This is a genomic window from Amycolatopsis sp. DG1A-15b (genome assembly GCF_030285645.1).
GTDB lineage: Bacteria > Actinomycetota > Actinomycetes > Mycobacteriales > Pseudonocardiaceae > Amycolatopsis.
Window position 1 is genome coordinate 1,017,779 of sequence record NZ_CP127296.1, and the last position, 16,789, is coordinate 1,034,567.

Below are 16,789 nucleotides of genomic sequence, written 5' to 3' on the forward strand. Positions count from 1 at the left end.
GGTGATAAAGCTTCCGTTCGGTGAGACAAGTGCCTCACCGGGCCAACCTGCCGAGCAGTGCCGAGGCGACCGAAACGGCCGCCGCCGTCGCCACCGCCAGCACGGCGAAGTCGGTCCCGAGGTGGGCGGGGGTCCCGATGAGCAGGCCGCGCAGCGCGTCGACCTGGTAGCTCAGCGGGTTGACGTGGCTGAGCACCTTCAGCCACGAGGGCATCAGGTCCACCGGGTACAGCGCGTTCGAGCCGAAGAACAGCGGCATCGTGATCGCCTGCCCGATGCCCATCAGCCGTTCCCGCGAGAGCACGATCCCGGCGATCACGATGGACAGGCAGCAGAAGAACGCCGAACCGAGCACGAGGACGACGGCCATCGCGAGCAGCTTCAGCGGGTTCGCGGTCAGCCCGACGCCGAGGATCGCCGCCAGGATCAGCACCATCAGCGCCTGGACGAGCGCGCGGACCCCGGCGGCGAAGGCCTTGCCCGCGACGAGCGCCGCGCGCGGGGTCGGGGTGACCAGGAGCTTGGCGAGCACGCCCGCGTCCCGCTCCCAGATGATCTGGATGCCGTAGAAGATCGCGATGAACAGCGCCGACTGGGCCAGGATGCCCGGTGCCAGGAAGTCGAGGTACGGCGTCGAGCCGGTCGGGATCGCGCGCAGCCGGGTGAACGTCTCCCCGAAGATCAGCAGCCACAGCGCGGGCTGGATCGCCCTGGTGAGCAGTTCGGTCTGATCGCGACGCAGTTTCTGCAGCTCCACCAGGCACATCGCGCCGACGCGGGCGCCGAGCACGCGCAGCCGGCGCAACGGGCCGGGGTCAGCCGAGGCGGCGGGCGGTACGGCGAGTGGCACGGACACCGCGGATCCCTCCTTCTTCGTGGTCGATCCGGTTCCCGGTCACCGCCCGGAACACATCGTCCAAAGTGGCCTCCGGGCCGAGGTCGGCCTCCAGCTCGGCGGGTGTGCCCAGCGCGCGGATCCGGCCGGCGTCCATCAGGGCGACGCGGTCGCAGTACTGCTCGGCCTCGTCCATGTAGTGCGTGGTGACGAGCACCGTCATGCCGGTCGCCTCGCGGATGGAGGCGATGCGGTCCCACACCGATGACCGCGCGACCGGGTCGAGCCCGATCGTCGGCTCGTCGAGGATGAGCAGCCGCGGCGAGCTCACCAGGGCCTGGGCGAGCTCGAGCCGGCGGATCATGCCGCCGGAGTACGTCTTGGCCGTGCGGTCGGCGTCGCCCGCCAGCCCGACCAGGTCCAGGGCGAGCCGCACCTGCTCGGCCCGCCCGCGGCGGGGCACGTCGAAGAGCCGCGCGAAGAGGGCGACGTTCTCGCGGCCGGTCAGCGCGCTGTCGGCGGACAGCTGTTGCGGGACGTAGCCGATCAGCCGTCGCACGGCCATCCGGCGGCGCGCGACGTCGACGCCGAAGACCGTGATGCGGTCCGGGGTGGCCGGCAGCAGCGTGGTGATCATCCGGAGGGTGGTCGTCTTGCCGGCGCCGTTCGGGCCGAGCAGGCCGAACACCTCACCCGGGTGGATTTCGAGGTCGACGCCGTCGACCGCGCGAGTCGCGCCGAACGAGTGACTCAGGCCGGTGCAGCGCACCGCCGCGGGTTCGGTCATGGCTGCTCCTTCAGGATGCCCATGAGTCTCTCCAGTGCCGGCAACGCCTGCCCGATCGCCGCGGTGTCCTCTTCGGACAGTTTCGCGAGGGCGTCGGCGACGAGCCCGGTGCGGGCGCGGCGCCAGGCCGCCATCCGGTCGGCGGCCGCGGCGGTGACCTCCAGCCGGGCCGCGCGCCGGTCGGCGGGATCGGCTTCGCGGCGCAGCAGGCCGGCGTCGGCGAGCTGGTTCACCAGCGTGCTGACCGAGTTGTTCGCCAGGTGCAGTTCGCGTGCGGCCGCGGCGACGCCGATGCCGGGGTGGTCGGCCACCACGCGCAGGAGCTCGGCCTGGGCGCCCGGCAGCGGCATGCCCGGCACGTCGGCGCGCACCCGGCGGCGCACCACCCGGCGGATCCCCTGGACGGCTCCCAGCAGCCGGTCGGCGAGTTCGGTCACGCTCCCGACGGTAGCTCTGACCCAGATCTATTAGCAACGCTAAATGTCTGGTTGGCGAGGAATGCGGCGAATCAGCCGCGCGCGGCTTCGGCGAGGGCCAGGTCGAGCAAGCCGGGGAAGCGGGTGTCGAACTCCTCGCGGCGCAGCGCGTTCAGCCGTTGCGTTCCGCAGTCCCACTGCCGGAGCAGCCCGGCCGCGCGGAGGATTTTGAAGTGCCGGGACGCGGCGGGCTTGCTGACCGGTGGCATGATCGCGCCGCACGGCCGGCCGGGTTCCCGGGCGAGGGCGGCGACCATGGCCAGCCGGTGCGGGTCGCGCAGGGCTTCCAAGGCCGCACTGAAGGAGACGTCCTCGAGGGCCGGGTGGTCCAGGGGGGTCGCGGTGCGGCTGGCCATGTTCCCCAGTATCCCCGGTTGCCCGGACGCGCGGCGCTGTGCCGATGCCCGAGCCGCGGCGCGGCGAGGTGCTCGTCCGGGTGCGGGCCGTGTCGCTGAACTACCGAGATCTGCTCATCCTGAACGGCGACCACATCGCCACCGGCGCCGAGGACCTGATCCCGGTGTCGGACGCCGCCGGCGAGGTCGTGGCGGTGGGGGAGGAGGTCACGCGCTTCGCCGGGGGAGACCGGGTGATCAACGCCTTCCACCCGGACTGGATCGCCGGGCGGATGCCGGCCACCCTGATCGGGTACGGCAACGGCCGGGACGGCTGGCTCGCCGAATACCGCGCCGTCCCGGAGCACGCGCTCGTCGCACTGCCGGATTCGCTGACCTTCGCGCAGGGCGCGACGTTGCCGTGTGCCGCGGTCACGGCGTGGAGGTCACTCGACGGTGTGCGCCCGGGCGACGTCGTGCTGACCCTCGGCACCGGCGGCGTCTCCCTGTTCGCCGTGCAACTGGCGAAGGCGCGCGGGGCGCGGGTCGTCGCGACGACGTCGAGTGCGGACAAGGCGGCCAAGCTGGCCGGGCTCGGCGCGGACACGGTGATCGACTACGTGGCCACGCCGGAATGGGGCAAGGCGGTGCTCGACGCCACCGGCGGGCGGGGTGCGGACCGGATCGTCGAGGTCGGCGGCCCGGGCACGTTCGCGCAGTCACTGGTCGCGGCCGGGACGCACCACGCCGAGATCGCGCTCGTCGGGTTCGTCGGCCGCAGTGGGCCTCCGGTCGACTTCATGGACCTCTTCCGCAGCGGGGCGACCGTGCGGAAGATCTGGGTCGGCAGCCGCGAGGACACCGAAGACCTGCTCCGGTGGCTCGACGTGCGGCCCCTCGAGCCGGTCATCGACAGCGTTCACTCGTTCGAGGACGCCGGAGCGGCTTTCGAGCGGTTCGCGAGCCGGGAGAACTTCGGCAAGGTGGTGATCGCCACCGCGTGAGGCGAGAGGAATACCGCTGATCGGTGGAACTCACCCGGAGTGACCGTTCGGCGGCGGGCCGGTACCGTTCGCCGTGTCGCGGCGGAGTTCCGGTCCGGAACGGGCCGCGCGAGCGCATGCTGTCCTTTCCGGTCCCGCGTCCCCGCACCTGACGTCCATAGTGGACATTGCCAGTGCGCCCGGTCCGGCGGCCTCCGAAATGAGGATAGGAACGTTCGTCGTGACCCTGCTGGACAGCAAGCTCGTCCGGTGCTGGACCTCCCGCCCGCACCTGCAGTCCCTCTACACCCTCGCCGCGGCCGCCCCGCGGATGCGCGCCGCGCTCGGCCTCGCGCCCACCGGCGGCGGCACGGTCGACTTCAAGGTGGACGGGGACGCGCTGGCGCGGACCGAGGCGGAGCTGATCGCCGCGACGTCGGCGCGGCTGCCGGTGCACCCGCTGGTGACGCAGGACCTCCAGGGCCGTTCGACGGTCCGGTGCTGGCGCCGCGACCGCGACCTGCGCGTGCTGACCGGTGACCTGGTCGACGTCGCGGACCGGCTGGCCCGGGCGGGTTACGGCGGCTCGCTGCGGTTCGCGACCGTCGAGTTCGCCGAGCCGGCCGGACGCCGCGAAGGGAAGCTCGCCCTGGTGTACCTGTTCGACCGCGGCACGTTCCACACCGCGGCGCCGGGGGCCCGGCCGCTGGACCGGGCGCTGGAGCTGCGCGCCCGGGCCGCGTTGCACGGCGCTCTGCCGCTGGAGCCCGTCGCCCGGCGGCGCTTCGTGCTCTGACTGAAAATCCGTTGATTGGCGCGGCCCGGGCATTCTGCGAGGATGCTGCTCTCGTCCGATCGAAGGAGATGGCCGTGGCTTCTCGTCTCAACCCGTACCTGAGCTTCCGCGACGACGCGCGGCAGGCCATGGAGTTCTACAAGGGTGTCTTCGGCGGCACGCTCACCCTGAACACGTTCGGGGAATTCGGTTCCCCCGAAGGAGCGGACGCGGACAAGGTCATGCACGCGCAGCTGGAGGCCGAAAACGGCTTCACGCTGATGGCGTCGGACACCCCGGCCGGGATGGAGCACAACCCGGGCACGAACATCTCGGTGAGCCTCAGCGGGGACGACGGTGACGACCTGCGCGGCTACTGGGAAAAGCTGAGCGAAGGCGGCACCGTGACGGTTCCCTTCGAAAAGCAGATGTGGGGCGACGAATTCGGCTGCTGCGTCGACAAGTTCGGCATCCCCTGGATGGTCAACGTCGTGGCCGGCTAGCCACGAGCCGTTGCCGCCGGTGCCCTCGTCGGTGACGATGGAGGGACCGGCGTGTCGTGGCGCCGGGCCGAAGGAGGCCCGATGGCGGGTTTTCCCTGGACGTGTGCGCAGTGCGGCGCGGTCAACGAGCCCGCCGCCGGGCGCTGCCACACCTGCGCTGGCCTGGCGCCGGGCCGGGCTCGCGCGCGGGCACTGTGGGTGCTGCTGGCGCTGATGGTGGTGGCCGGCGTCGCGGTGGGCGGGGTCCTGTTGTTCGCCGGGCACTCGCGGCCCCCGCCGTCCGCGTCGGGGCCCTACCCGGAGTACACGACGCCCGCGCTGCCGACCACCAAGACCGTGGTCACCACCGCGAACGGCGTCACCCCACCTGGCACGCCCTCGACGAGCACGTCGACGGCGGCGGACAAGCCGTGCCCGGGGGACGCCGCGCGCTACCTGCCCGGTGGCACCGGGACGGCGCTGCTCGTGGCGCAGACCGCGAAGTCCCTCGTCACGATCTGCCGGACCCCCGACGGCCGGATCTTCTACGACGGCCAGGCCCGGGGGCAGGCCGCCTCCGACGACACCCACATCATGCTGCCGGCCCAGGCCGAGGGCGGTGGCTTCGTCGCGGTGAACGGCGACTACCGCTATCAGGTCGACGGCGGCCGGCTGGTCGTCTCGGCCGGGTCCGAGGTGCTTTCGGACGAGGAACTGACCACGGTCGGCTGAGCACCGTAGAGCTCGTCCACCGGTTCCGCGTCGAACCCGAGGTCGGCCCGCATCCGAGCGCGCATGACGCGGTAGCCGCGCTGGCCGGCGTCCCAGGCGGGCCGCAGCCGGGTGTGGTCGTCGTCCGGGGCCAGCAGCATCGCGGCCAGCCGCATCCGCGGCAGCGTGGCGCCGCTGACCAGCCGCCGGACCGCCTCCGGCGCGTGCAGCACGACGGGCCCCAGCGCGTGCTGGGCCTCGCTGCGCACCTCGCGCAACTCGGTGAGCTGGTGTTCGTCGAGGTGGCCGCCCGATTCGACGATCGAGCGGGCCTGGAACAGCACGCCGTCGAACGCTTCGAGGACGCCCATCAGCTGGGCGTAGGCGTCGGCACGGGTCTCGTGGGTGCGGGCCTCGCGTTCGCGCTGCCAGCGGCGCTCTTCGCGAGCGGTCTCTTCGGCCATGCGCCGCGTCTCCCGCCGTCCGGAGAGGAGTTGGGTCAGGATCACCCCGGCCAGGCCGAGCAGGGCGACGACGATCGGAATCCACACCGGGACCTGGGAACCCACGTGCGCACCCTACCCAGGATGTGGGAGTGGCGGCGGTCACCCGGCCCGCCTCCGCATGCTGGAGCCATGGCTTCTCCGCTCGACAACCCGACCTGGGCGTCGCTGACCGGTCCGCACGCCCGCTTCGCGGAACGGCGGGGGCGTGTCCTGCGCTACCCGGAGGACGTCGCGCCGTTCCTGGCCCTGCCCGACGACCCGGGCGAGCAGGATTGGCTGGACGTCGCCGAGCTCGCCGGGCCGGGCGCGACCGTCGTGCTCGCCGCGACCGCCGCGCGGCCGCCGTCCGGCTGGGCGGTGCTCGACGAGATCCCCGGCGTGCAGCTGGTCGACGAGGGCGTCGCGGCCGCGCCCGAGCCGGAAGCCGTGCGGCTCGGCCCCGCGGACGTGCCGGAGATGCTGGACCTGGTCGAGCGGACGCGGCCGGGGCCGTTCCGGAAGCGGACCGTCGAGCTCGGCACCTACCTCGGCATCCGGCGCGGCGGCGCGCTCGTCGCGATGGCCGGAGAGCGGCTGCACCCGCCGGGCCACACGGAGATCAGCGCGGTCTGCACGGACCCGGCGTACCGCGGCCAGGGCCTCGCGACGCGGCTGGTGCTCGCGGTGGCGGCGGGCATCCGCGAGCGCGGCGAGACCCCGATGATGCACGCGGCCGCGGGGAACACCTCGGCGATCCGCCTCTACCTCTCGCTGGGGTTCGCGGTGCGCCACCGGCCGGACTTCGTGGCGGTGCGCGTGCCGGTCGCGGTCCGGGCACGGTAGCCGGCCTGGGGCGGACGATCACCGGCAGCGCGAGCACGGCGCTGCCGGGTGGCTCAGCCCGGCACCCACATCGTGACGCGGGTGCCGCGGCCCGGCTGCGAGTCCACGGTGCCGTGTCCGCCGACCTCGGCCAGCCGGGCCATGATGGACTGGCTGATGCCGAAGCCCGGTGGCCGGTCGCCGACGTCGAAGCCCTGGCCCTGGTCGCGGGCCACCACCGCGATGCCGCCGTCGCGTTTCTCCACGCGGAGCACGACCTGCTTCGTCCCGGAGTGCTTCACCGTGTTGCGCAACGCTTCCCGGACCGCTTCGCACAACGCGGTGCGCCGGTCCTGGGAGACCTTGTGGTCGTCGGCGAAGTCCGCGGCGACGAGCTGCGTGCGCAGGCCGTCGCGGGCCAGCTCGGTGGCGACGTCGGCGAGTTCGACCGCGAACCCGCGCGTGAGCCCGGTCGGCACGGGCTCGGTGATCCGGCGGCGGAGCTCGGCCGCTTCCGCCTTGGCGACCGACCGCAGCTCCGACAGTCGCGAGACGGCTTGGGCGTCGTCGCCCGGCGCCGAAATGGCCAGCGCTTCGAGGGTTTGCAGCACGCTGTCGTGCATGATGCGCCGCGTCCGGCGGCGCTCGGCCTCGCGCCCGCGCCGCAGCCCGATGTCCACCGCGAACCGCGTGCCGACGCCGAGCAGGATGAGGATCGCCACCGCGAGGACGATCGCCACCGCGAGCGCCACCAGGCAGCCGATCGACCGGGTGAGGGCCAGCTGGTCGCTCAACGGCAGGCCGCCGGCGAGCGTCAGCGCGGCCCGGAACGGGACGGCCGCCGCGAACAGCCACAGCGCCGCGGGCAGGCCGGACGTGCCGGCCCACATGGCGACCGAGCCGACCAGCCAGGTCCAGGAGACGTCGACGGCGAACGGCTGCACCGCGGCCGGGGCCGTCATGGCGACCACGAGGTTGAGGGCGACACCGAGGGAAAGGTCCAGACCGAGGGCGCGCCCGGTGAGGCGGGCCCGCAGGCCGCCCGAACGCAGCACCCAGATGACGGCGGCGGTGTTGGCCGCGACGGCGAAGACGGTGGCGCCCAGCACCGGCCCGAGCCCGAGCACGCCGTTCGCGGCGGTGAACCCGATGAACACCTTGACGAACGCGGCGGCCCGGTAGGCCAGCGGCACGGCAACCCAGTAGCGCGAGGCGCGGGCGAGCGTCGCGTCCCCGACGGCGGTGAGGTCGCTGCTGTCGGTGACGGGCTCGGTGGGGTCCGCAGGGGTGCCGCTGCGCAGCAGCGTGCGGACGAAGGAGCGTGGCGGTGCGGCAGAGCCCGCCTCGGACATCGGTGGTCCCCATTCATCCGGCCGTCCGGGCGCCTGAGCGTGGCAGCGGAGCAAGGGGATAGTCAACCGTCCCGGCCCGGAGCCAGCCCGGTGGAGCAAAGCCCTCGACCGGTTCGTGATCTGTGGCCGAGCCGGCGTGCGGGGTCGCCGCGGTCAGTACGCGTGGAACATCGTGTCCTCGCCCGTGTACTCGGCCCAGCCCGGCGAACCCGTCGTGGCGAAGCGGTACCAGGCGCCGTTCAGCTCGGTCGCCAGCTCGTGCGGGGGGTTCTCGCCGAGCAGGCCTCGCGGCCCCGAGAGCGTGTCCAGCGCGCCGAACACGAACGGCAGCTCCAGCCCGTGGCACGCACCCAGCCTGCCTTCAAGCAGCGGCGAGCCCCACTCGAACTCGTACCGGAACGTCCGGCCGGTGTGGTGCTCGGCCAGGTCGCGCACGCCGTCGCGGAAGACCAGATCCGTCAAGGCTTCGACCAGGACCTCGCCCGCCGTGCGGCCCGAACCGAGGCCGTACGCGTACAGCACGCCCGCCGGGTCCGGGTGCGAGACCGCCAGAGAGGCCACCGCCTGGTCGTCGGTGACCGCTTCGAGGGCGCCCGTCGGCACCAGGTAGAGCCGCATCTCTTCGCTGCAGCTGCCGACGAGCAGGTCGACGTCGCGGCCCGCGCCCGCCTTGATCGCCTTGGCCGGGTGCTGGGGCAGGACGTCGTCGCCGACCACCGGGAGGAACGGGCTCAGGCCGTAGCCGCGGTCGTACCCCAGCGCGTCGCGCAGGTCGGGCGCGCCGCCCGGGCGGAGGACCGCGTCCTGGGCGTCGAGCAGCTGCTCGGTCGACACCTTGCGGAACGCCTCCGCCGTCGGTTCCGCCTTCAGCTCGTCGGCGACCACCTTGGCCAGCCGCCGGGCCTGGACGCCGTCGCGGACCATGTCCGGGTGTCCGCTTTGGACGATCGCGCGGTGGAAGAGCCCGGCCGACAGCGGCGAGCCGAGCAGGCAGGCGACGCTGACGGCGCCCGACGCCGCGCCGAAGAGGGTGACGTTGGCGGGGTCGCCGCCGAAAGCGGCGATGTTCTCCTGCACCCAGTGCAGGGCCGCGAGCTGGTCGCGCAGGCCGAGGTTGGTCGCCCCGCCGTCGAGGGGGAGGAACCCGTCGATGCCGAGGCGGTACTGCACCGTCACCAGCACCGCGCCGGCGCGGGCGAACGCCGTGCCGTCGTGGACCGCGGCGGACCCGGCGCCGCCGAGGAACGCGCCGCCGTGCACGAACACCAGCACCGGCAGCGAGGCCGCGCCCGGCTGCGGCGTCCAGACGTCGACCGTCAGGTACTCCGGCCCCGGGCGCCAGCCGGTGCCGGTGAGCGGGGTCAGGTCGAGGCCGGGCACGTCGTGACGGCGTTGCGGCGCCGTCGGCCCCGGTCTCCGCGTGTCGCGGACGCCCTCCCACGGTGGCGCGGGAACGGGTTCGGCGAAGCGCAGCTCGCCGTCGGGCGCGGCGGCGTAGGGAATGCCGCGGAAGAGCACCACGCCGGCGGGGGTGACCTGACCGCGGACCGCGCCGGACGTGGTGGGGACGACGGGGTCGGTCATGCGGGGGGTCCCTTCGTGGACTGTCGGGGGAAGCGCCCGTCAGCCTAGGACCGCGGACGGGCCGCCGTCATGGGCGTTCCGTCTCCGAGGTTGTCGCGGATGGATAACGGCGCCGGGACCGGATTGGCCAAGCGCCCGGCGACACCGTGAATTCCTGTTGCGGCACGGGCAGGGCGTCCGGGGACGCCCTGCCCGCGACGTCAGCCTTCGAGGAGGTCCTCGATGGTGATCGGGATGTGCCGGACCCGGGTGCCGGTGGCGTTGTACACGGCGTTGGCGATCGCCGCCGCCATGCCGACCGTGCCGATCTCGCCGAGTCCCCGCGCACCGACCGCGTTGTGCAGGGTGTCGGGGTACTCGACGAACTGGACCTCGACCTCCGGGATGTCGGCGTTGACCGGCAGCAGGTAGCTCGCGAAGTCGCCGTTGGCGAGCCGGCCGTTGGCCTCGATCTCCAGGCCCTCGTGCAGCGCGGCCGAGACGCCCCAGATCATGCCGCCCATGAGCTGGCTGCGGGCCGCCTTGTCGTTGATGATCCGGCCCGCGTCGAACACCCCGAGCAGCCGGGACACCCGCGCCTCGCGCGTCCACTTGTGCACCCGGACCTCGCAGAACTGGGCGCCCCACGAGGCGAAGGAGTGCTTGGTCAGCTCCTCGCCGGGCGCCGACGTGCCGGTCACCTCGAGCGTTTCGCGACCCACGGCCCGCAGCAGCTCGCCGAAGGTCATCGACTCGCCGTCGGCGAAGACGCGGCCGTCGGCGTAGGTGACCTGGCGCCCGGCGAACGGCGCGCCGGGGTCGGCGGCGAGCGCGGTCAGTTCGTCGATCGCCTTGGTGGCGGCGAGCATGATCGCCGTGCCGGCGCTCGCCGTCGCCGTCGAGCCGCCGGACATGCCGCCCGGCGGGAGGGCCGAGTCGCCGAGGCGCGGGGTGATCCGGTCCGCCGGGATGTCCAGCGATTCGGCCCCCACCAGGGAGAGCACGGTCAGCAGGCCGGTGCCGGGGTCCGCGCCGCTGGTCGCGACGACGGCCGTGTCGTCCGCCCGCAGCGTGATGCCGACGGTGGCCGGGAACCGCAGGGCGGGGAACACCGCGGTGGCGACGCCCATGCCGACGAGCCAGTCGCCGTCGGTGCGCGTGCCCGCCGGGCGGTGCGCCCAGCCGAAGCGGTCCGCGCCGATGCGGAAGCACTCGTCGAGGTGCTTGCTCGACCACTGCAGGTCGTGGCCGGGCGGGGCGGTCGAGTTGTTGCGGACGCGCAGCTCGATCGGGTCCATGCCCAGCTTCACGGCGAGCTCGTCGAGCGCGCTCTCCAGCGCGAACGACCCGGGTGCCTCGCCGGGAGCTCGCATGAACGTCGTCGGCGGGACGTTCAGCGGCACGATCCTCTGGGTGATGGACAGGTTCTTCGTCGCGTACCACTCGCGCGAGGTGCCGTGCGACGTCGGTTCGACGAACGACCGGGCGGTGTCGGTGTGGCACCACGAGTCGTGGCGCAGGGCGACCAGGGTGCCGTCCGGCTCGGCGCCGATCGCGAGCTTCTGGACCGTCGCGGCCCGGCCGGCGGTGGCGGTGAAGACCTGTTCGCGGGTGAGCGCGGCCTTCACCGGCCGTCCGAGGCTGCGGGCGGCGGCCGCGGCCAGGAACGCCGGCGTGGACGTCCGCCCCTTGCCGCCGAACGCCCCGCCGACGAACGGGTTGAGCGCGTGGACGGCTTCCGGCGCCAGGTCGAGCGCGATGGCCAGTTCGGTCGCCTGCATGTGGGACGCCTGGTTCCCGCTGTAGACGGTCAGCTCGCCGTCGTCCCACACCGCGACCGCGGAGTGCGGCTCCATCGCGGCGTGGTTCTGCGTCGCGGTCGTGTAGGTCGCCTCGACGACCACCGGGCTCGCGGCCAGGGCGGCTTCGATGGAGTCGACGCCGTCTTCGAGCACCTCGATTTCCGGGGGAGCGCCGTCCATGGCCGGTGGCGCCAGCTCGGCCGTGTCGAGGCCTTCGGCGAGCGAGGTCCGGGCGGGCCGCTCGCGGTAGGCGACCTCGACGAGGGCCGCCGCGTCCCGGGCCTGCTCGAACGTCTCCGCGACCACGAAACCGATCGGCTGGCCGTAGTAGGTGACTTCCTTGTCCTGCAGCGGCACCCACGTGTCGCCGAAGACCGGCAGGCTCGGCGTGCGCAGCGCCAGCGGGTCGAACGGCGTGTACACCTCGAGCACGCCGGGTGCGCTCTTGGCCGCGCTGGCGTCCACGGCCTCGATCTCGCCGTGGGCGATGGTGCTGAGCAGGACGTAGCCGTAGACCATGCCGGGGAAGGTGTGGTCGGCGCCGTACTTGGCGTCGCCGGTGACCTTCAGCGGCGCGTCCAGCCGGGTGATCATCGGGAGTTCCCCTCGGTCAGTTCGAGCAGGGCCCGGACGATGGTCCGCTGCAGCAGCGTCACCTTGAACCCGTTCTCGGACAACGGTTGCGCGCCCTCGGCGGCGACGGCCGCGGCCGCTTCGAAGGCGGCTTCGGTCGCCGGGGCGCCCCGCAGGGCCGCTTCGGCGGACGGCAGCCGCCACGGCACCGTCCCGACGCCGCCGGCCGCGACCCGGGCGTCGGCGACGACCCCGTCCCGGACGTCCAGCGCGACGGCGGCGGAGCACAGCGCGAATTCGTAGGACTGCCGGTCGCGCACCTTGACGTAGGTGGAGTTCGCGGCCCAGTCCAGCCGCGGCACGATCACCTCGGTGATCAGCTCGCCGGGGCGCAGGTCGTTCTCCACGGCGGGCGTGTCGCCGGGCAGCTGGTAGAAGTCGCGAAGCGCGACCTCGCGGCTGCCGGTCGCGTCCGTGAGCCGCAGGCGGGCGTCGAGCGCGACCAGGGCGACGGCGACGTCGCTGGCGTGCGTGGCCACGCACGCCTCGCTGGTGCCGAGGATCGCGTGCATCCGGTTCGCGCCGGTGATCGCGGAACAGCCGCTGCCGGGAACGCGCTTGTTGCACGGCGTGGCGACGTCGCGGAAGTACGAGCAGCGCGTGCGCTGCAGCAGGTTGCCGCCGATGCTGGCCATGTTCCGCAGCTGCTGGGACGCGCTCAGCAGCAGGGCGCGCGAGATCGCCGGGTAGACGCCCGCGTGCGCGGCGATGTCGCCCATCCGCTCCAGCGCGCCGAAGCGCAGCCCGTCGGTGGTGTCGATGCCGCGCAACGGCACGTCGTTGATGTCCAGGACGTGCTCCGGCGTCAGGACGTCGAGCTTCATGAGGTCGACCAGGGTCGTCCCGCCGGCGAGGTACGTGCCAGGCGTGGCGACCGCCGCCTCGACGGTGGTGGGTGCGGTCAGCTCAAAGGGACGCATCGGCCCGCCTCGCCTGCTCGACGGCCTTGACGATGTTCGGGTAGGCCGCGCACCGGCAGAGGTTGCCGGACATGAACTCCCGCACGTCGTCGACGTCCTGCTCGACGGCGGCGACCGCCGACATGATCTGCCCGGCGGTGCAGAACCCGCACTGCAGGGCGTCCTGGTCGACGAACGCCTGCTGCACCGGGTGCAGCCCGTCCTCTGTGGACAGTCCTTCGACGGTCGTCACGGGCTGCTTGACGGTGGCGGCGAGGGTGAGGCACGACAGCACGGGCTTGCCGCCGACGTGCACGGTGCAGGCGCCGCACTGCCCGCGGTCGCAGCCCTTCTTCGGGCCGGTGACGGCGAGACGCTCGCGCAGCGCGTCCAGGAGTGTGACGCCGGGATCGACGTCCAGGTGTTCGGTGGTGCCGTTGACTTGGAGTGAGATGTCCACTGGTCTCTTTCCGCGGAGCCGGGCGGGCTGCCCGACGGTGTGGTGGGGCGGTGAAGGGCGGGAGCGGATACTCATCCGCTTCACTCGGTCGCGAGGCTAGCGGATTACAATCCGCTTGGCAACGAACCGGGTGGGCTGGAGTTGCTCCAGCGCTCGGCTAGATTCAGCGGGACGGCACGACCACCGGGAGGAACGATGACGACCGGATCGGTCAGCCCGCGCCGCGCGGACACGCGGCGCAACCACGAGCGCATCCTCGCCGCAGCGGCGGCGTCGCTGGCCGACACGGGCGAGGTCTCCTTCAACGCGATCGCCAAACAGGCCGAAGTCGGCGTCGGCACGGTCTACCGGCACTTCCCGACCCCGGAGGCGCTGATCCTGGCGGTCTACCGGCGGGAGGTCCGGCACATCGTGGAAATCGTGCCGCTGTTGCTGGAGAAGCACGCCCCGGACGAAGCGTTCCGCGTGTGGGTGACCGACCACGTCGCGCACTACATGATGACGAAGAAGGGGCTGGCCGACGCGCTGCGGACCGCGACGGCGGCCCGGGGCGAGCTGCCGAGCGACGCCTTCGAGGACATGCTCGGCGCGGTGTCGGCGATGCTCGAAGCCAACGTCGCGGCCGGAACGGTCCGGCCGGGCCTGACCCCGGTGCTGGTCATGCGCGGCCTGGGCGGCCTGCTGTGGCTCGACCCGAACGGCGACTGGCGGCGTGACGCGGCGGAGCTCGCCGGGCTGCTCTGGCACGGGATGGCCGCGACGCCCGGCTAGGCTTCGCCGTCGAGGTGGACGGTCACGGTGACCCGCCCCTTCGCGTCGCGGCGCGCGACCGCGTGGCCGGTGCGGCCGGTGTCGTCGAGTTCGAGGGTGAGCGGGGCGCCGTCGCCGGTGAAGTTGCGCCACCACGACTTCGCGTCGGGCATCCGCACGCCGATGGTGACGACCTCGCCCGCCCGCCGGTAGCCGACCGGCGTGCTGAAGGTGCGCCCCGACCGCCGGCCCGTGTAGGTGATCTGGGTGAGGTGACGCCGGACCACCGGTCCCCAGCGCGGCGACACCCGGAGGGTGCCCACGCAGGTGTTGAAACGGTCGACGGCGTTCTTCGGGAGCGGGCCTCGGTATCCCACGGCGGCCTCCTTCGGCGGGGGTGACGCCACGGTACCGGAAAACGGAGAAGAGAGTTCCGGTTGCGGCGGACCGCGCCACCCGCCGCCTCAAGGGGACGACGTCGCGCCGGCGCCGGGGTGCCGCAGCGGGAAGCGGCAGCGGGACGGCGTGGGGTCCCCGGCATGAGTGAAGGCCTCGGCAAGATCGCGATGTGAGTCGACCACCGACCGAGGCCTGAGCCCGCCGGGGACGGTTGCGGTCCCGCTGGCGTAAGCCCGCCGGGCTGGCGCCGGCGGTGCTGGGCCACGACCCGCGCCTGGCCCACCTCGGCGGTGGTCACGGTGTCTCGGCCGCGGCGGTGCGGCCCTGGGTGCCGGAGGTCATCGCCCCGCTCGCCACCCGCGCGGCACGGCTGGACCGTGTCCTGCGTTGCCTGGGCGCGCGGGGCGGGGCGGTGGTGCTTGTGGACGGCACCCTGACCCGGACCCGCCGGGCGAACCGGGCCAACTGCAGCGGCAAACACAAACAGCACGTGACCAAGACTCAGTAGCAGGCGACCGCGGCATTCGCCGCGATGCGTCTCGCGATCGAGGGCGGCTTCGTCGCCCTCAAAGCCTGGCGGATCTCGGGCAAACTCCGCCTCAACACCCGCCACGCCACCACACTGCTGCGAATCCTGCTCGTGCTCACCCCCCGCGAGCAAAGCATCCGCGACATGCCCGGCCCGGCCTGGCTTGAGCCACCCCGAGGTGGGCGACGACCCGGCGGCGCACGACCGCGTGGGCTCAGCTGGAGGTGGGGAAGGTGAAGGCGGCCTCGGAGTGCGGCCACCGGGTGGTGACGACCTTCGCGCGGGTGTAGAAGCGGACGCCCGCGGGGCCGTGGATCGGGCTGTCGCCGATGAGGGAGTCCTTCCAGCCGCCGAAGGAGTAGTACGACATCGGGACCGGGATCGGCACGTTGACACCGATCATGCCGACCTTCACCTCGCGCTGGAACTTGCGCGCCGCTTCGCCGCTCGCGGTGAAGACCGCGGTGCCGTTGCCGTAGGGGTTGGCGTTGATGACGGCGATCGCCTCGTCGAGCGTCTCGGCGCGGACGATCGCCAGCACCGGGCCGAAGATCTCCTCGCGGTAGGCGTCCATTTCGGGGGTGACGCCGTCCAGCAGGGACGGGCCGACGAAGAAGCCTTCCTCGTGGCCCTCGACTTTCAGGTCTCGGCCGTCGACGACGACCTTCGCGCCTTGCTCCGCGCCGCGGCCGACGGAGTGCACCACGCGCTCGCGGGCGGCCTCGGTGACGACCGGTCCCATGTCGCTGGCCGGGTCGGTGCCGGGGCCGACCTTCACCTCGTGGGCCTTGCGTTCGAGGATCTCCACCAGCTTGTCGCCGGCCGAGCCGACGGCGACGCCGACGGAGATCGCCATGCACCGCTGGCCGGCCGAGCCGAACGCGGCGGCGGTGAGGTGGTCGGCGGCGTATTCGAGGTCGGCGTCGGGCAGGACGACGGCGTGGTTCTTCGCACCGCCGAGGGCTTGGACGCGCTTGCCGGCCGCGGTTCCGCGTTCGTGGACGTACTTGGCGATGGGCGTCGAGCCGACGAAGGACACCGCCGCGATGCCGGGGTGGTCGAGGATCGCGTCGACCGCGGTCTTGTCGCCGTGCACCACGTTGAAGACGCCATCGGGCAGCCCGGCTTCGGCGTAGAGCCGGGCGACGAAGTTCGACGCCGACGGGTCGCGTTCGCTCGGCTTGAGGACGAAGGTGTTGCCGGTGGCGATGGCGATCGGGTGCATCCACAGCGGCACCATGATCGGGAAGTTGAACGGCGTGATCCCGGCGACCACGCCCAGGGGCTGGCGGAAGTCGTGCACGTCGACGTCACGGGAGACCTGGTCGGAGAAGCTGCCCTTGAGCGCGTCGGCGATGCCGCAGGCGTACTCGACGACCTCGCGGCCGCGGACGATCTCGCCGCGGGCGTCCTCGATCACCTTGCCGTGTTCGGCGGAGATGATCCGGGCGAGCTCGTCTTCGTGCCGCACCAGCAGCTCGCGGAAGGCGAACATGACCTTGGTGCGCTGGGACAGCGAGGAGTTGCCCCACGACTCGAAGGCCGCGACCGCGGCCGTGACCGCGGTGTCCACATCGGACGCTTCGGCGAGGAGGACCGACGCTTGCCGCTGTCCGGTGGCCGGGTCGTAGACCGGCGCCGTGCGGGTCGAGCCCGCCGGCGTCGCGGTGCCGTTGATCCAGTGTTCGATGGTGTTCACGGGGTTCCTCCG

Annotated in this window: 19 protein-coding genes; 7 read left to right on the top strand and 12 right to left on the bottom strand. The window is 72.9% G+C overall.

Annotated elements, in window-relative coordinates:
* Positions 1-34: 34 nt before the first annotated feature.
* The 4 genes from QRY02_RS04845 to QRY02_RS04860 form a co-directional block, all read right to left on the bottom strand.
* A complete protein-coding gene (locus QRY02_RS04845; RefSeq protein ID WP_285990280.1) occupies positions 35-856 on the bottom strand; it encodes an ABC transporter permease in 822 nt (273 codons plus the stop codon).
* Positions 816-1,622: an ABC transporter ATP-binding protein gene (locus QRY02_RS04850; RefSeq protein WP_285990281.1), complete on the bottom strand. Its 807-nt coding sequence runs from the start codon at positions 1,620-1,622 to the stop codon at positions 816-818. Before QRY02_RS04850 ends, QRY02_RS04845 begins: the two co-directional genes overlap by 41 nt.
* Positions 1,619-2,059 (bottom strand): MarR family winged helix-turn-helix transcriptional regulator, encoded by a 441-nt coding sequence (locus QRY02_RS04855; RefSeq protein WP_285990282.1) that lies wholly within the window; start codon positions 2,057-2,059, stop codon positions 1,619-1,621. The genes QRY02_RS04850 and QRY02_RS04855 overlap by 4 nt, the downstream gene beginning before the upstream one ends.
* 71 nt (positions 2,060-2,130) lie before the next feature.
* Positions 2,131-2,454: an ArsR/SmtB family transcription factor gene (locus QRY02_RS04860; RefSeq protein WP_285990283.1), complete on the bottom strand. Its 324-nt coding sequence runs from the start codon at positions 2,452-2,454 to the stop codon at positions 2,131-2,133.
* A gap of 44 nt (positions 2,455-2,498) precedes the next feature.
* Between QRY02_RS04860 and QRY02_RS04865 the strand changes: the two genes are divergently transcribed.
* The 4 genes from QRY02_RS04865 (at position 2,499) to QRY02_RS04880 (ending at position 5,405) form a co-directional block, all read left to right on the top strand.
* Positions 2,499-3,437 carry a zinc-dependent alcohol dehydrogenase family protein gene (locus tag QRY02_RS04865; protein WP_285990284.1) on the top strand — a complete coding sequence of 313 codons (939 nt, stop codon included), beginning with the start codon at positions 2,499-2,501 and terminating at the stop codon, positions 3,435-3,437.
* Positions 3,438-3,657: 220 nt separating this feature from the next.
* Positions 3,658-4,212 carry a PspA-associated protein PspAB gene (gene pspAB, locus QRY02_RS04870; protein ID WP_285990285.1) on the top strand — a complete coding sequence of 185 codons (555 nt, stop codon included), beginning with the start codon at positions 3,658-3,660 and terminating at the stop codon, positions 4,210-4,212.
* A 74-nt stretch (positions 4,213-4,286) separates the two neighbouring features.
* Entirely contained in the window at positions 4,287-4,694 is a 408-nt protein-coding gene (locus QRY02_RS04875) for a VOC family protein (RefSeq protein ID WP_285990286.1), read from the top strand.
* 81 nt (positions 4,695-4,775) lie between these two features.
* A complete protein-coding gene (locus QRY02_RS04880; RefSeq protein WP_285990287.1) occupies positions 4,776-5,405 on the top strand; it encodes a hypothetical protein in 630 nt (209 codons plus the stop codon).
* On the opposite strand, the gene QRY02_RS04885 is transcribed toward QRY02_RS04880, so the two are convergent.
* The gene (locus QRY02_RS04885; RefSeq protein WP_285990288.1) at positions 5,327-5,953 is read right to left on the bottom strand and encodes a hypothetical protein; all 627 of its coding nucleotides are present in this window, start codon (positions 5,951-5,953) and stop codon (positions 5,327-5,329) included. The two genes, QRY02_RS04880 and QRY02_RS04885, sit on opposite strands and share 79 nt — an antisense overlap.
* A gap of 66 nt (positions 5,954-6,019) precedes the next feature.
* Between QRY02_RS04885 and QRY02_RS04890 the strand changes: the two genes are divergently transcribed.
* Entirely contained in the window at positions 6,020-6,712 is a 693-nt protein-coding gene (locus tag QRY02_RS04890) for a GNAT family N-acetyltransferase (RefSeq protein WP_285990289.1), read from the top strand.
* Positions 6,713-6,765: 53 nt separating this feature from the next.
* On the opposite strand, the gene QRY02_RS04895 is transcribed toward QRY02_RS04890, so the two are convergent.
* The 5 genes from QRY02_RS04895 to QRY02_RS04915 all read right to left on the bottom strand — a co-directional run bounded on the left by QRY02_RS04895 (position 6,766) and on the right by QRY02_RS04915 (position 13,400).
* On the bottom strand, positions 6,766-8,043 hold the full coding sequence (locus QRY02_RS04895; protein ID WP_285990290.1) for a sensor histidine kinase: 1,278 nt from the start codon (positions 8,041-8,043) through the stop codon (positions 6,766-6,768).
* Positions 8,044-8,196: 153 nt separating this feature from the next.
* Complete coding sequence (locus QRY02_RS04900) at positions 8,197-9,627, bottom strand: carboxylesterase/lipase family protein (RefSeq protein ID WP_285990291.1); 1,431 nt, start codon at positions 9,625-9,627, stop codon at positions 8,197-8,199.
* Positions 9,628-9,827: 200 nt separating this feature from the next.
* A complete protein-coding gene (locus QRY02_RS04905; protein ID WP_285990292.1) occupies positions 9,828-12,002 on the bottom strand; it encodes a xanthine dehydrogenase family protein molybdopterin-binding subunit in 2,175 nt (724 codons plus the stop codon).
* A complete protein-coding gene (locus QRY02_RS04910; protein WP_285990293.1) occupies positions 11,999-12,961 on the bottom strand; it encodes an FAD binding domain-containing protein in 963 nt (320 codons plus the stop codon). Before QRY02_RS04910 ends, QRY02_RS04905 begins: the two co-directional genes overlap by 4 nt.
* On the bottom strand, positions 12,948-13,400 hold the full coding sequence (locus QRY02_RS04915) for a (2Fe-2S)-binding protein (protein WP_285990294.1): 453 nt from the start codon (positions 13,398-13,400) through the stop codon (positions 12,948-12,950). The genes QRY02_RS04910 and QRY02_RS04915 overlap by 14 nt, the downstream gene beginning before the upstream one ends.
* A gap of 195 nt (positions 13,401-13,595) precedes the next feature.
* Here QRY02_RS04915 and QRY02_RS04920 point away from each other — a divergent pair, with 195 nt between their 5' ends.
* Positions 13,596-14,171 (top strand): TetR/AcrR family transcriptional regulator, encoded by a 576-nt coding sequence (locus tag QRY02_RS04920; protein WP_285990295.1) that lies wholly within the window; start codon positions 13,596-13,598, stop codon positions 14,169-14,171.
* Here QRY02_RS04920 and QRY02_RS04925 read toward each other — a convergent pair.
* A complete protein-coding gene (locus QRY02_RS04925) occupies positions 14,168-14,527 on the bottom strand; it encodes a hypothetical protein (RefSeq protein ID WP_285990296.1) in 360 nt (119 codons plus the stop codon). The genes QRY02_RS04920 and QRY02_RS04925 overlap by 4 nt on opposite strands.
* 233 nt (positions 14,528-14,760) lie before the next feature.
* Between QRY02_RS04925 and QRY02_RS04930 the strand changes: the two genes are divergently transcribed.
* Positions 14,761-15,057, top strand: a complete 297-nt coding sequence (locus QRY02_RS04930; RefSeq protein WP_285990297.1) for a hypothetical protein — start codon at positions 14,761-14,763, stop codon at positions 15,055-15,057.
* A gap of 235 nt (positions 15,058-15,292) precedes the next feature.
* On the opposite strand, the gene QRY02_RS04935 is transcribed toward QRY02_RS04930, so the two are convergent.
* A complete protein-coding gene (locus QRY02_RS04935) occupies positions 15,293-16,777 on the bottom strand; it encodes a CoA-acylating methylmalonate-semialdehyde dehydrogenase (protein ID WP_285990298.1) in 1,485 nt (494 codons plus the stop codon).
* Between the last annotated feature and the right edge of the window lie 12 nt (positions 16,778-16,789).